Consider the following 12,648-nt stretch of genomic DNA (forward strand, 5'->3'; position numbering starts at 1 on the left):
AGCGCACCGTCGATGGCCTCTGGAACACCATCGGCCGCCTCATCCCAACCTTCACCCCAGCCGAATGCACCAACTACTTCGCCGCAGCTGGTTACGACCCAGACTTATGGGAAACCGCTCTAGCAGTCTGAAGCGGTTCGGCTGATGGCGCGCCTCAGGTTCATGGCCTGAGGCGGTCGCCAAGGGCAGGATGGGGATCAAGAGATCCCGTATTCTATCGTATCCGCGGCAGCCAGACGGGATTCTAGGGGCCTCAGGCCCTTGGCGCGCTCACACCGAGAAGATCCGCACCCGCACCGCTTCCGGCTGCCTTTCCCCGAAGCCCACGAACAGGCTTCGCTGCAGCCAGGCATGATCCGGCGCACTGGTCTCGAAGACCGGGGTGGTGCGGAAATACACGCGTTCCGGCGGCACGGGCTCCCCACGCAGCAGCCGGGCCATGTCCTCGGGCGCTGCGTGGCGGATGCCGCGGTTCACAACATAGACCAGCGCGCCATCCGCCAGCCGGATGGTGTAGCGGGCCTCGATCTCGGCGACGCCATCGGGGCGGATGAGCTGGAAATCGGCCCCGCCGGGCAGGATTTCCCCCTGCATCCGTGGGCCGGAAACGGTGCCGCCGAGGATGGGGATGATGCGGCGCTCCCCGGCCGGGGTGGGGCCCACCAGGATGGGGGCGGCCACCGCCACATCCACCTGCCCGACAGCTTCGAGGGCGGGGGCGTTCACGCCGGCGCCTCGGCCCCGGGCATGAGATCCGCGGCGCGAAGGCGATGGGCCTGGCCGAAGCCGAGAACCATCAGCGCCGAGCGGGGCTCGATCCGCCAGAGGGAGAAATCCGCGAAATCGGCATAGGGCGCGGCATAGGGATGGCGCGCCAGCCAGGCCTCCTTCAACGCCGGATCGTCGCTGCGGGCGGCCAGCCCGGCCAGGCTGATGCGCGGGGTGGTCTGGGGGTTCGAATCCTCGGCCGCCCCCAGGAAGAGCAGGGAGCAGCGCCCGTCCCGCGCCAGCTGCCGCGTGTGCTCGGACAGGGTGGAGAGCCAGAGCAGCACCGCCCCGTCCGGCGCGACGGCGGGGGTGACAAGGGCGGCGTGGGGGTGCCCGTCCTTCCCCAGCGTGGCCAGGGTGGCCGAGGAAGCCTCGCGCATCAGCCGCCCCGCCTCAGCGGCCAGCCGGGCCCGCCTTGCCCCGGCCTCCGCCAGGGCGGCATCTTCGGAAGGCTGCTCTCCCCCCTCGGTCTCGGCCATGGCATCCTCCCGCCATAATCGGGTGCGACGCCCCGGCGCTGCCGCCCCCGCAAACGCTTTAGGGACGCCCGATGCCCCATACCATCGCCCTGGTGGATGACGACCGCAACATCCTCACCTCCGTCTCCATGACGCTGGAGGCGGAGGGCTTCACCGTCCGCACCTACACGGATGGGGAGAGTGCGCTGCAGGGCCTCCTGGCCCGGCCGGTGGACCTGGCGGTGCTGGACATCAAGATGCCCCGCATGGACGGGATGGAGCTGCTGCAGCGCCTCCGCCAGCGCAGCGCCATGCCGGTGATCTTCCTCACCAGCAAGGATGACGAGCTGGACGAGCTGATGGGCCTGCGCCTGGGCGCGGATGACTACATCACCAAGCCCTTCTCGCAGCGCCTGCTGCTGGAGCGCATCCGCACCCTGCTGCGCCGGAACGAAACCAGCCGCGCCGAAGGCTCCGGCGCCCCCCAGGGCGGCGTGATCGCCCGCGGCGACCTGGTGCTGGACGAGACGAAGCACACCTGCAGCTGGAAGGGTAAGCCGGTGCAGCTGACCGTCACCGAGTTCCTGCTGGTGAAGGCGCTGGCCATCAGGCCGGGCATGGTGAAGAACCGGGACCAGCTGATCGACGCCGCCTATGGCGAGAACATCTATGTCGATGACCGCACGATCGACAGCCACGTGAAGCGGGTGCGCAAGAAGTTCCGCTCCGTGGATGACAGCTTCGGGCAGATCGAGACGCTCTACGGCATCGGCTACCGCTACAAGGAGAACTAGGGGCGAAGCCCCTCCAGCGCCAACGGGTCGGTCCGGATCCATTCACCGGACGAATGCAAGAAATCCGTCACATCAAGTGGAGTCCCTGAAAGGCGTGGCTCATATAGCCACCAACACCGGCGGCACGCTGCCGGCGCATTCATACGGGATATAGAACAATGTCCACTTTCAAGACCCTTGCCCTCGCCGCCGCCCTGATGGGCGCCGCCGTCACCCCCTCCCTGGCCGAGGGCTTCTACGTCGCCGGCCCGACCGCGCAGCCGCTCTGGACCCAGGCCGGGAGCCGCACCCCGCTGGCCAGCCCGGCCGCGACCCAGGGCAACGCCGCCCTCAACCTCCTCGAGCGCTCCGGCGCCACGGGCAATGGTGGGCAGCACCAGTAATCAGGAACCACGGGCCCCGCGGGGCCCGCCACCCCTGGCCGAAAGGGCCGCCGGCACTGCCGGCGGCCCTTTTTCATGCGCGGCTTGCGGCCTCACGGCCCATTCGCCCCATCATCGCCATCACACGGCCTCACGCCCGGCACGCAATCCGTCCTAGGATGTCCCCATGCCGGATGCCAGCGGCCCTGTTTCGACCGAAATCCTCCCGCCCGTTCCCCTGGAACGGCGCGGAACCAGCCGACGCATCTCGCCTCTCCTGAGGCGGATCCTGCTGGTGAACATGCTGCCGCCCTTCCTTCTCTCGGCCACGCTTCTCTACCTGGACCAGTACCAGGATGGGCTGCTGGCCGCCGAGGTGCAGGGGCTGCGCACCCAGGCCCGCATCTACGCCAACGGCATCGCCGAGGCCGGCGTGCGGATCCAGGACGACCGCGCCACGCTCGTGCCGGATGTCGCCCGCCCCCTGCTCCGCCGGCTGACGGAGCCGAGCCCGGGCACCCAGGCGAAGCTCTTCGACAATAACGGCCTGCTGGTGGCCGATAGCCGCGTGCGCGAAGGCCCTGGCGGCGCCATCGTGGCCGAGCCCCTGCCCCCGCCCAGCCAGCCCGGCCCCGTGGCCGGCACCCTCGGCCGTGCCTATGAAATGGTGCTCGACTGGTTCCCCCGGCCTCGCGTGCACGGCCCCGCCGTGATCGTGGACGAGGCGCCCGACGCCCCCTCCTTCGACTGGCAGCCCGATCTGGGACCCGACCGGCGGGAGGAGCTGCGCCTGGCGCTGGAAGGCGGGGTGAACCCCTATGTCCGCCGCACCGGGGATGGTCGCCTTCTCGTCTCGGTCGCCGAGCCGGCCCGCCGCGCGAACCAGCCCGTGGGCATCGTGCTCCTGACACGCGAGGCGCGGGAGATCGACCAGCGCGTGATGGAGGTGCGCGGCTCCGTCCTCGTCCTCTTCCTCATGGCGCTGGCGCTCACCGTCGCCCTCTCGGTCTATCTCGCCCGCACCCTCGCCTCGCCCATGCTGGAACTCGCCGCCTCCGCCGCCTCGATGCGGGCGGGCAAGGGGCGCGGCGGCTCGGTTCCCGCGCCGCTGATGCAGCGCCAGGACGAGATCGGCATCCTCGCCCGTGCCCTGCAGAGCGGCACCAACGCCCTCTGGGCCCGCGTGGACGCGAATGAGCGCTTCGCGGCCGATGTGGCGCATGAGCTGCGCAACCCCCTCACCTCCGTCCGCTCCGCGATCGAAACCCTGCGCAGGGTCGAGAACCCGGAACAGCAGAAGCGCCTTCTCGCCATCATCGCCGAGGATGCCGTGCGGATGGACCGGCTGATCGGGGACATTTCCGACAGCTCCCGGGTCGATGCCGAGCTCTCCCGCTCCGTCGCCGAGCCGGTGGATATCGGCCCCATCCTCTCCACGCTGGTGGAGCTGCACAACACCACCCATGGCGAGGGCGACCCGCGCATGGAGATCGACGCGCCGGCGCGCCTCGTCGTCCGCGGGGTCGAGGGGCGGCTCGTTCAGGTCTTCCGCAACCTGCTCGGCAACGCCGTCTCCTTCTCCCCACCCGCCGGCTTGGTGCGCGTGCGCGCCAGGCCTACCGGCGGCGTGGCCGAGATCTCCATCGAGGATGAGGGCCCCGGCATCCCCGAGGCGAAGCTCGAAGGCATCTTCGACCGCTTCTACACCGAGCGCCCGAGCGGGGAGCGCTTCGGCCAGCATTCCGGCCTCGGCCTCTCCATCTCCCGCCAGATCGTGGAAGGGCTGGGCGGCCGCATCATGGCGGAGAACCGGCGCAACCCCGATGGCAGCATCGCCGGCGCGCGCTTCGTGGTGCGGCTGCCCCTGACCTAAGCCCCAAGCCTCTTCCGCCGCCCCCTGCCGCATGACAGGCTCCGGACCGTGAAGCGGGACGGAGCCCGGGGATGACCATCGAGTTCCTTCTCACCTCGTTGATCATCGTCGCCTCGCCCGGCACGGGCGTCATCATCACCCTCGCCGCCGGACTTTCCCGCGGAAGCCGGGCCGCCATCGTGGCGGCCCTCGGCTGCACCCTCGGCATCGTGCCGCATATGCTCGCGGCGATCACCGGCCTGGCGGCACTCCTCCACGCCAGCGCCACCGCCTTCGAGGCGATCAGGTACGCGGGCGTGGCCTATCTCCTCTACATGGCCTGGATGACCCTGAAGGAGAGGGGCGCCCTGAGGATCGAGGCGGAGGGCCCTGCACGGCCTGATCGGGAAGTGATCCTCTCGGCCATCCTCGTGAACCTGCTCAACCCCAAGCTCTCGATCTTCTTCTTCGCCTTCCTGCCCCAGTTCGTCGGGCCGGATGAGGCGCGGCCCTTGCCGCGCATGCTGGAGCTCTCGCTCACCTTCATGGCGATGACCTTCGCCGTCTTCGTCCTCTATGGCTGCTTCGCCGCGGCGGTGCGCCACCATGTCACCTCGCGCCCGGCCGTGCTCGCCTGGATGCGCCGGGCCTTCGCCGCGGCCTTTCTCGGGCTCGGGGCCAGGCTCGCCGTCACGGAGCGCTGAGGCCGCGCCCGAGGCCAACACCGCCATCTTCCAGGGCCGCGGCAAGGGGCATCCCGGCCTGGGCCCCATGTGCCAGGCAGGCCAGCGAGGCACCGCGGCAGGCTCGGCCCAGCGCGGCAGGCAAGGCCATTCCCTCGGCCAGGGCGGCGGCAAGCACGCCCACGAAGGTATCGCCCGCCCCGGTGGTATCCACCGGCCGGATCGCCATGGCCGGTGCGCGCCAGGCCTGACCGCCGCCGAAGGCCACGGCGCCTTCAGCGCCGAGGGTGACGATTCCGGTCAGCCCGGCCCGTTCAGCCAGCCGCCGCATCGCGCCCACTGGATCGGCGGCATCCTCTCCCAGCAGGGAGAGGGTGGCGATCGCCTCGTGCTCATTCGCCACCAGAATGGTGGCGGCCGCGAGAAGCGCCGGCAGCAGCGGCGCATCCGCCTCGCCCGGGGCAGGGGCGAGATTCAGCACCACCTCCGCACCGCGCGCCCGGGCACGGCGCGCCATCGCCAGGGCCTCCGCGGCGGGGACCTCCATCTGCAGCACCAGCAGGCGCAGCCCTTCCAGCGCCGCTTCGGGCAGCGCCTCCGCCCGCACGGAGAGGTTCGCCCCGCTGGCGACCGTGATCGCATTCTCCCCATCGGCGCCGACGGTGATGAAGGCGCAACCCGTGGGCTCGGGAACCTCCCGCACCGCTCCCACCTCCACGCCGTTCGCCCGCAGGTTCTCCCGCGCGGCATGCCCGAAATCATCGGCGCCGACCGCGCCGGCCATCCGCACTGGCAGGGCCGCATCGCGCCGCGCCCGTGCCGCCGCCACGGCCTGGTTGGCGCCCTTCCCGCCGAACAGCCTGTCATGGCGCGGGGAGAGCACCGTCTCCCCCGGGCGCGGGATGGCCCGCACGCGGGCCACAAGGTCGAGATTGATCGAACCGAAGACGAGGATCACGCCACATCCCCGGGCGGCAGCGCGGCGAGCTCCCCGACCGTCAGCGGCTTGAAGGGCGCGCGGGGCCGCAGCGCGCCCGCTTCCGCGATGGGAATGCCCCGCTCCTCAGCGATCACGGCCGCGACGGTGCCGCCGCACATCCGGCCCTGGCACGGCCCCATGCCCGCGCGCAGATAGGCCTTGACCTGGTTCGGCCCCGTGGCGCCCAGCCGCGCGGCGAGCCGCACCTGCCCCGCTGTCACCTCCTCGCAGCGGCAGATGATGGTGGCGTCGTCGGGCGGCACCAGCATCTCCGGCGCGGGGGCGTAGAGCCGGTCCAGGAAAGGCCGCAGGGCCAGGGCTGAAGCCAGCCTCGTTTGATAGGGCCGGGCGCGGCGGGCACATTCCGCGGCGGGCAGCCGGTCCATGCGCCGCGCCGCGTCGATGGCAGCCAGATGGCCCGTGGCCACCGCCGCCTCCCAACCGCCAATCCCGCCGCCATCGCCCGCCACGGCCACGAAGCCATGGCTGCTGGCGCCCCATTCATCCAGCACGGGCCGCCAGCAGCGCTGCGCCTCGTCCCAGCGATGCTCCAGCCCCAGCGCGCGGCCGATATGGGTGGAGGGAATCACGCCCTCATGCAGCAGCAGCGTGTCGCAGGCGATCTCGCCGCCATCCCAGCGCACGCGCCGCACGCGGCCCTCGCCCCCGGCCTGCAGGTTCCGCACGCGGCGCACCACGCGCAGCCCGTGCCGCCGCGCCTCCCGCACCAGGGAAAGCCCCTTGCGGAGGAGGCGCCGCCCGGTCCAGAGCCCGCCGGCCCGCAGCGCATCCCACAGCGCGCCCTTCCCGCCTGTTTCCAGCAGCGTCATCGGCCCGGCGCCCGCGCGCAGGAGCTGCACGGCCAGGAGCCAGGCCAGCGGCCCCTGCCCGGCGATCACCACCGGCCCCCGGGGCACCGCGCCCGCCGTCTTCAGCAGGATCTGCGCGGCGCCAGCGCCCATCACGCCCGGCAGCGTCCAGCCCGGGACCGGCACGGGCCGCTCCTGCGCGCCGGTCGCGAGCAGAAGCCGCGTGGCCGCCACCTCCTCCGACACGCCGTCGCGCAGCACGGACAAAACGCCGCCCGCCAGATCCACATGCCAGAGCGTGGCGCGCGGCCAGTAGGCGATGTCCTCCGCTGCGCGGAAGGCGCGCACCAGGGCACCGCCGGCTTCCGGGAACTCTTCGGTCAGGGCCGGATCGCCACCCGCCGCCTCCACCGCGCGGAAGACCTGCCCGCCCGGCGCGGGCTGCTCATCCACCACCAGCACCGAAAGCCCGAGATGCGCCGCCTCGACCGCCGCCGCCATGCCCGCCGGCCCGGCGCCGATCACGGCTAGGTCGAAGCGCCTCATGCGCCCTTCCCCGCCAGCCCGGGCCGCGCCTGCCGCGCGCCGCGCTGGGGCGCGATGCGCATCCCGGGCGTCACCATGACCATGCAGGCCTGGCGGTTCGCCACGCCGTCGATCTCCGCCAGGCAATCGAAGCAGACGCCCATCATGCAATAGGGCAGGCGCGGCGCGCCGCTCACCGGTGTCTCGCGGATCGCGGGAATGCCCGCCAGCAGCACGGCCGCGGCGGCCGAGGCGCCTTCCGGCACCATCACCGGGCGATCCTCCACGAAAACCTCGACGGAGGCGGGACGTGCCTCAGGCCGCGTTGCGAACATGCTCGAAGCGCCTTGCGCTGAAGGGGGCCATCTCGGCCGGCAGCTCGCCGGCGACGATCATCGGGGCGAGGATCTCCGCATGCGCGCCGGCCAGCGTCACGCCCGAATGGCAATTGGCGGTGAAGGCGCCGGGAAAGCGCTCGGCCTGGTCGTAGATCGGCAGCCCATCCGGCGCCATCACGCGCAGCGCGGACCAGGCGCGGACGATGTTCAGCTCCGCGATCCAGGGAAAGGACAGCACGGCGCGCCGCGCCATCGCGCGCATGATCTCCGGCGTCTGGGTCTGCGTGTCGAAGCCCGCCTCCTCCTTGCTGTCCCCGATCATCACGGAACCCTCCCCGGTCTGGCGGATGGTCGTGGTGGGCATGGGCAGCAGCGGGCGCGTGCGCTCCGTCACCAGGATCTGCCCGCGTTCGGGCCGCACGGGCGCGGCAAGGCCGAAGAGCGGCGCCAGGGCGGCATTGCCCAGCCCGGCCGCGAGCACGATGCGCGGCGCATGGTGACGCTGCCCGCCGGCCTCCACGGAAAAGTCGTGCGGCGCGGCGGTGCCCTCCGCAACCCCGGCATTCGGAAGATAGAGCCCGCCCGCCTCGCGGAAGGCCGTGTGCAGGGCGCGCAGGAGGTGAAGCGGGCTGGCATGGCCGTCATAGGGCGTCCAGCTCGCGCCCACCACGGAGCGGCCGATGCCCGGCATCCTCTCCGCCACCTCCGAATGGGTGAGCATGCGGTATTCGAAGCCGAAATTCCCGGCCTCGCGCTGCATCCGCGCCATGGTGGCGGCGCGCCGCTCCAGCTCATCCTCCGAGAGACAGAGATGAAGCCCGCCGGGCTGGTGCAGCCCCGTGCCGATGCCGGTGCGCGCCGAGAGATCCTCCGCCAGCCCCGGCCATGCCGCGGCCGAGCCGCGCGTCCATCGCTGGTAATGCGGTGCGCCCAGCCCCTTCGTCTGCACCCAGACCAGCCCGAAATTGCCCCGGCTGGCGCGGTGCGCCACATCGCCCTCGTCCAGCAGCACGGTGGAAAGCCCGCGCTTCTGCAGCCCATAGGCGATGGCGGTGCCGACCAGCCCGCCCCCCACCACGATGGCGTCCTGCGTCCTGCTCATGCGCGCCGCTGTCCCATCAGCCCCGCCCGTGCCCCGCCTCACCACCCCATGCTAGGCCCGGCGCCGCCGCAGCGGGAGCCCGCGGCACGCCGGAATCGCGCCGCGCCGGCAGGAGGGCGGGGTTGACGCTCCGCCGGACCGGGGGGCAGGCTCCGCGCCGCGGCCGGGACATGACGGAGAGGCCACCGGCACACCCCACCGGCACACCCCACCGGCACACCCAGCCACCGCAGTGCTGAGTGCCCCATCCCCCGGTGCCGGGCCACCGGGCGCGGGCCTTCGCGCCGCTTTCCTTCCCGCCCTGCCCCAGCGCGCCTGACGAGCACAGCCATGACCATGATCCTCTTCCAGAACGCCACCCTGCTGGACGGCAGCGCCGACACCGCGCTTCCCGGCCATCATGTGCTCGTCGAGAACGGCGAGATCCGCGAGGTCTCCGACCGCCCGATCACCGCCGCCTCCGCCCGCGCCGTCGATTTGGCCGGCCGCACCCTGATGCCGGGGCTGATCGACTGCCATGTGCATGTGATCGCCACCATGGCCGACCTGGGCGCGAACGCGGAGCTGCCGAACACCCTCGTCGCGCTTCGCTCGGCGAGGATCATGCGCGAGATGCTGATGCGCGGCTTCACCACCGTGCGCGACCTGGGCGGCGCGGATCACGGCCTGGTCATGGCGATCGAGGAAGGAATGATCGAGGCCCCCCGCCTCGTCATCTGCGGCAAGGCGCTGTCCCAGACCGGCGGCCACACCGATTACCGCGGCCGCTTCCACCACCGGGACGTGGAGTATTACGGCGACAAGGCCGGCACGCTCGGCCGCGTGGTGGATGGGGTGGATGCCGTCCGCCGCGTCGCGCGTGAGGAGATCAAGGCCGGCGCGCAGTTCATCAAGATCATGGCCAATGGCGGCGTTTCCTCCCCCACCGATCCGATTGCCTTCCTCGGCTTCTCGAATGACGAGCTGCGCGCGGCGGTGGAGGAGGCGCGGAATGCCCAGACCTATGTTTCCGCCCATCTCTACACGGATGAGGCGATCCGCCGCGCCGTGGAATGCGGCGTGATCTCGGTGGAGCATGGCAACCTCATCACGCCGGAGACCGCGCGGCTGGTGAAGGAACGCGGCGCCTATGTCGTACCCACCAACGTCACCTTCGACTACCTGGCGAAGGAGGGCGCCTCGCTCGGCCTTCCCCCCGCATCGGTCGAGAAGATCGAGGCGGTTCGGGGCCAGGGCATGGAGGCCCTGCAGATCCTGCGCGATGCCGGGGTGATGATGGCCTATGGCTCCGACCTGCTGGGCGAGATGCACCGCCACCAGTCCGACGAATTCATCCTGCGCGGCCAGGTCCTGCCCGCCATGGAGGTCATCCGCTCCGCCACGGTGAACGCCGCGAAGGTTGTGCGCCAGGAAGGCAGGCTCGGCGTCATCGCGCCCGGCGCCCATGCGGACCTGGTGGTGGTGGATGGCGACCCGCTCGCCGATCTCTCGCTCCTCACCGGCCAGGGCCGCCACATGCCCGCCATCCTGAAGGCCGGGCGCTTCGTGAAGAACGAGCTGAACGCCTGAACCAGAAGGAACCGGCCCCATGCGCCTGTCCGATTTCAAGGCTCTCACCTTCGACTGCTACGGCACGCTGATCGACTGGGAGAGCGGCATGGTCGCCGCGCTGCGCCCCCTGGCACAGCGCGTGGAGCGGCCGCTGACGCGGAACGAGATCCTGCAGGCCCATGCGCGGCACGAATCCGCACAGCAGGCGCAGACACCGGCCAAGCCGTACCGGGACCTCCTGGCCATCGTGTACAAGCGGCTGGCGGAGGAATGGGGCGTGGTGGCCAGCCATGAGGAATGCGTGGCCTATGGCCGTTCGGTCCGCGACTGGCCGGCCTTCCCGGATTCCATGGAGGCGTTGCGCTACCTCAAGCGCTTCTACCGCCTCGTGATCCTCTCCAACGTGGACAACGAGACCTTTGCCTTCAGCAATGCGCGGCTGGGCGTGGACTTCGATGCCGTGGTCACGGCCGAGGATGCCGGGAACTACAAGCCCAGCCTCGTGAACTTCCACTACATGCTGGACCGGCTGGGCAGCATGGGGATCGCGAAGGGCGAGATCCTGCACACCGCCGAAAGCCTGTTCCATGACCACAAGCCGGCGAATGAGATGGGCCTCGCCAGCTGCTGGATCCATCGCCGCCACGCCGATGAGGGCTTCGGCGCCACCATGGATCCCGGCGGCCGCCCGCGCTTCGACTTCCGCTTCACCAGCATGGCCGAATTCGCCGCGGCCCATGCGGCGGAGCAGGCACAGGGCTGAGGCGGGACGAGGCGCCGGGAAAGGCGCCCCGTCCGGGCCGGATCAATCCACCCGCGCGCCGGAGGCCCGCACGATCGCGGGCCAGCGCGCCGCCTCGGCCCGCACCAGCGCCGCGAATTCCTCCCGGCTCCCCGTGGCCATCTCGAAGCCCTGGGCGCGCAGGTTGTCCGCCACCTCCGGCCGGGCCATGGCCGTGCGCGTCTCGGCATGCAGGCGGCCGAGGATGGGCTCGGGCGTGCCTGCCGGGGCCAGAAGGCCCTGCCAGGTTACCACCTCGAAGCCGGGATGGCCGCTCTCCGCCACGGTCGGCACATTCGGCAGGGCCGGGCTGCGGGCCGCACCCGTCACGGCCAGGGCACGGATCCGCCCCTCCCGGATGTACTCGATCGCGGCCGGCAGCGTGACGAGCAGGCTGTCGATATGCCCCGCCACCAGGTCCACCACGGCGGGCCCGCCGCCGCGATAGGGCACATGGGTGGTCTGGATCCCCAGGGCCTGGCCCAGCAGGATGCCGCCCAGATGGCCGATGCTGCCATTGCCCTGGCTGGCCAGCGTGGTGGCGCCCGCCGTCTCCAGCGCCAGGCGCCGGTACTCGCGCAGGCTCTTCGCCTCCAGCCCGTTCTTCACCACCAGCACCTGCGGCGCCCGCACCAGCTCCGCGATCGGGGCGAAGTCGCGCACGGGATCGAAGCCGATCTTCGCGTAGAGCGCGGGGTTGATGGTCAGCGGGTCGGAGCCGATCAGCAGGGTCAGCCCATCCGGCTTGGCGCGCGCCACCAGGTCGAAGGCGATGTTGCTGCCGGCACCCGTGTGGTTTTCCACCACCAGGGACTGGCCCAGCGGGCCGGTCAGCGCCTTGGCCACCGTGCGGCCCAGAATATCCAGGCTGCCGCCCGGCGCCACGGGCACGATCACGCGCAGCGAGCGGTCCGGCCAAGCTGCCTGGGCCGGGGCCTCGCCCTGGGCGAAGGCCGGGCGGGCGGCCGCGGGGCGAGCGCCGATGGCCAGGGGAAGGGGCGAAGCCGCCGCGAGGGCAAGCAGGCGGCGGCGGGAGAGGTCGCGCATGGGGCGGTCCAGAACGGGGATGAGGCAGTTGGAGATGGTTTTTCTCCACTCTCCCCGGTATGGACGCAACAGAAAGATTTTCCTGCTTTTCATGTCCAGAATCAGAGAAGGACTTGTCCCATGCCGAGCCCCCCGGAGTTGGACAGCACGGATCGGGCGATTCTCCGCCTGCTCCAGAAGGACGCCGCCCTCTCCCTCGCCGCCATCGCGGCCGAGGTCGGCCTCACCCCCACCCCCTGCTGGAAGCGCATCCGCCGGATGGAAACCGCCGGCATCATCACCGGCCGGGTCACCCTGCTCGACCCCGCCAAGGTGGGCCTGCCCCTGTCCGTCTTCGTGGCCCTGGAGATCGGCGACCACTCCGCCGGCTGGATTGAGGCCTTCGCGAAAACCGTGTCGGAGATGCCGGAGGTGCTGGAATGCTGGCGCATGGGCGGAGACGTGGACTACCTCCTCCGCGTCGCCGTGGAGGACATGCCGGCCTACGACGCCTTCTACCGCCGCCTCACCGCCACCGTGCCCGGGCTGCGCAACGTCACCAGCCGCTTCGCGATGGAGCGGGTGAAGGCCAGCACGGCGCTGCCGATCTGAACCCGCCG

14 protein-coding genes are annotated in these 12,648 nt (G+C 71.3%); 7 read left to right on the forward strand and 7 right to left on the reverse strand.

The window, feature by feature from the left end:
* Positions 1–270: 270 nt before the first annotated feature.
* Positions 271–726: a DUF3237 domain-containing protein gene (locus tag J8J14_RS16180; protein WP_209380579.1), complete on the reverse strand. Its 456-nt coding sequence runs from the start codon at positions 724–726 to the stop codon at positions 271–273.
* On the reverse strand, positions 723–1,247 hold the full coding sequence (locus J8J14_RS16185) for a HugZ family pyridoxamine 5'-phosphate oxidase (protein ID WP_209380580.1): 525 nt from the start codon (positions 1,245–1,247) through the stop codon (positions 723–725). The genes J8J14_RS16180 and J8J14_RS16185 overlap by 4 nt, the downstream gene beginning before the upstream one ends.
* 71 nt (positions 1,248–1,318) lie before the next feature.
* Between J8J14_RS16185 and J8J14_RS16190 the strand changes: the two genes are divergently transcribed.
* The 4 genes from J8J14_RS16190 (at position 1,319) to J8J14_RS16205 (ending at position 4,938) form a co-directional block, all read left to right on the forward strand.
* On the forward strand, positions 1,319–2,020 hold the full coding sequence (locus tag J8J14_RS16190) for a response regulator transcription factor (protein ID WP_209380581.1): 702 nt from the start codon (positions 1,319–1,321) through the stop codon (positions 2,018–2,020).
* A gap of 158 nt (positions 2,021–2,178) precedes the next feature.
* Positions 2,179–2,403 carry a hypothetical protein gene (locus tag J8J14_RS16195; protein ID WP_209380582.1) on the forward strand — a complete coding sequence of 75 codons (225 nt, stop codon included), beginning with the start codon at positions 2,179–2,181 and terminating at the stop codon, positions 2,401–2,403.
* 166 nt (positions 2,404–2,569) lie between these two features.
* Positions 2,570–4,255, forward strand: coding sequence for a stimulus-sensing domain-containing protein (locus J8J14_RS16200; RefSeq protein ID WP_209380583.1), 1,686 nt, complete (start codon positions 2,570–2,572; stop codon positions 4,253–4,255).
* Positions 4,256–4,326: 71 nt separating this feature from the next.
* Positions 4,327–4,938, forward strand: coding sequence for a LysE family translocator (locus tag J8J14_RS16205; RefSeq protein WP_209380584.1), 612 nt, complete (start codon positions 4,327–4,329; stop codon positions 4,936–4,938).
* Here the strand turns inward: J8J14_RS16205 and J8J14_RS16210 are convergent.
* The 4 genes from J8J14_RS16210 to J8J14_RS16225 are packed head-to-tail and all read right to left on the reverse strand — an operon-like array spanning position 4,925 to position 8,670.
* Complete coding sequence (locus J8J14_RS16210; RefSeq protein ID WP_209380585.1) at positions 4,925–5,875, reverse strand: ribokinase; 951 nt, start codon at positions 5,873–5,875, stop codon at positions 4,925–4,927. The genes J8J14_RS16205 and J8J14_RS16210 overlap by 14 nt on opposite strands.
* A complete protein-coding gene (locus J8J14_RS16215) occupies positions 5,872–7,251 on the reverse strand; it encodes an FAD/NAD(P)-dependent oxidoreductase (protein ID WP_209380586.1) in 1,380 nt (459 codons plus the stop codon). Before J8J14_RS16215 ends, J8J14_RS16210 begins: the two co-directional genes overlap by 4 nt.
* Positions 7,248–7,565 carry a (2Fe-2S)-binding protein gene (locus J8J14_RS16220; protein WP_209380587.1) on the reverse strand — a complete coding sequence of 106 codons (318 nt, stop codon included), beginning with the start codon at positions 7,563–7,565 and terminating at the stop codon, positions 7,248–7,250. The genes J8J14_RS16215 and J8J14_RS16220 overlap by 4 nt, the downstream gene beginning before the upstream one ends.
* A complete protein-coding gene (locus J8J14_RS16225; RefSeq protein ID WP_209380588.1) occupies positions 7,546–8,670 on the reverse strand; it encodes an NAD(P)/FAD-dependent oxidoreductase in 1,125 nt (374 codons plus the stop codon). Before J8J14_RS16225 ends, J8J14_RS16220 begins: the two co-directional genes overlap by 20 nt.
* Positions 8,671–9,000: 330 nt before the next feature.
* Here J8J14_RS16225 and J8J14_RS16230 point away from each other — a divergent pair, with 330 nt between their 5' ends.
* Both J8J14_RS16230 and J8J14_RS16235 read left to right on the forward strand, forming a co-directional pair.
* Positions 9,001–10,239, forward strand: a complete 1,239-nt coding sequence (locus tag J8J14_RS16230) for a metal-dependent hydrolase family protein (protein WP_209380589.1) — start codon at positions 9,001–9,003, stop codon at positions 10,237–10,239.
* Between the two features lie 19 nt (positions 10,240–10,258).
* Positions 10,259–10,984 (forward strand): haloacid dehalogenase type II, encoded by a 726-nt coding sequence (locus J8J14_RS16235; protein ID WP_209380590.1) that lies wholly within the window; start codon positions 10,259–10,261, stop codon positions 10,982–10,984.
* Between the two features lie 42 nt (positions 10,985–11,026).
* Here the strand turns inward: J8J14_RS16235 and J8J14_RS16240 are convergent, their stop codons facing one another.
* Positions 11,027–12,049 carry a tripartite tricarboxylate transporter substrate binding protein gene (locus J8J14_RS16240; RefSeq protein ID WP_209380591.1) on the reverse strand — a complete coding sequence of 341 codons (1,023 nt, stop codon included), beginning with the start codon at positions 12,047–12,049 and terminating at the stop codon, positions 11,027–11,029.
* A 120-nt stretch (positions 12,050–12,169) separates the two neighbouring features.
* Between J8J14_RS16240 and J8J14_RS16245 the strand changes: the two genes are divergently transcribed.
* Positions 12,170–12,640: an Lrp/AsnC family transcriptional regulator gene (locus J8J14_RS16245; RefSeq protein ID WP_209380592.1), complete on the forward strand. Its 471-nt coding sequence runs from the start codon at positions 12,170–12,172 to the stop codon at positions 12,638–12,640.
* Positions 12,641–12,648 lie beyond the last annotated feature (8 nt).

The organism is Pararoseomonas baculiformis (assembly GCF_017813395.1).
Lineage (GTDB): Bacteria > Pseudomonadota > Alphaproteobacteria > Acetobacterales > Acetobacteraceae > Roseomonas > Roseomonas baculiformis.

What these genes read in the sequence shown, in the direction of transcription:
- J8J14_RS16185 (WP_209380580.1), bottom strand. Translation starts at nt 1,247, where the DNA reads ATGGCCGAGACCGAGGGGGGAGAGCAGCCTTCCGAAGATGCCGCCCTG.
- J8J14_RS16190 (WP_209380581.1), top strand. Translation starts at nt 1,319, where the DNA reads ATGCCCCATACCATCGCCCTGGTGGATGACGACCGCAACATCCTCACC.
- J8J14_RS16195 (WP_209380582.1), top strand. Translation starts at nt 2,179, where the DNA reads ATGTCCACTTTCAAGACCCTTGCCCTCGCCGCCGCCCTGATGGGCGCC.
- J8J14_RS16200 (WP_209380583.1), top strand. Translation starts at nt 2,570, where the DNA reads ATGCCGGATGCCAGCGGCCCTGTTTCGACCGAAATCCTCCCGCCCGTT.
- J8J14_RS16205 (WP_209380584.1), top strand. Translation starts at nt 4,327, where the DNA reads ATGACCATCGAGTTCCTTCTCACCTCGTTGATCATCGTCGCCTCGCCC.
- J8J14_RS16215 (WP_209380586.1), bottom strand. Translation starts at nt 7,251, where the DNA reads ATGAGGCGCTTCGACCTAGCCGTGATCGGCGCCGGGCCGGCGGGCATG.
- J8J14_RS16220 (WP_209380587.1), bottom strand. Translation starts at nt 7,565, where the DNA reads ATGTTCGCAACGCGGCCTGAGGCACGTCCCGCCTCCGTCGAGGTTTTC.
- J8J14_RS16225 (WP_209380588.1), bottom strand. Translation starts at nt 8,670, where the DNA reads ATGAGCAGGACGCAGGACGCCATCGTGGTGGGGGGCGGGCTGGTCGGC.
- J8J14_RS16230 (WP_209380589.1), top strand. Translation starts at nt 9,001, where the DNA reads ATGACCATGATCCTCTTCCAGAACGCCACCCTGCTGGACGGCAGCGCC.
- J8J14_RS16235 (WP_209380590.1), top strand. Translation starts at nt 10,259, where the DNA reads ATGCGCCTGTCCGATTTCAAGGCTCTCACCTTCGACTGCTACGGCACG.
- J8J14_RS16240 (WP_209380591.1), bottom strand. Translation starts at nt 12,049, where the DNA reads ATGCGCGACCTCTCCCGCCGCCGCCTGCTTGCCCTCGCGGCGGCTTCG.
- J8J14_RS16245 (WP_209380592.1), top strand. Translation starts at nt 12,170, where the DNA reads ATGCCGAGCCCCCCGGAGTTGGACAGCACGGATCGGGCGATTCTCCGC.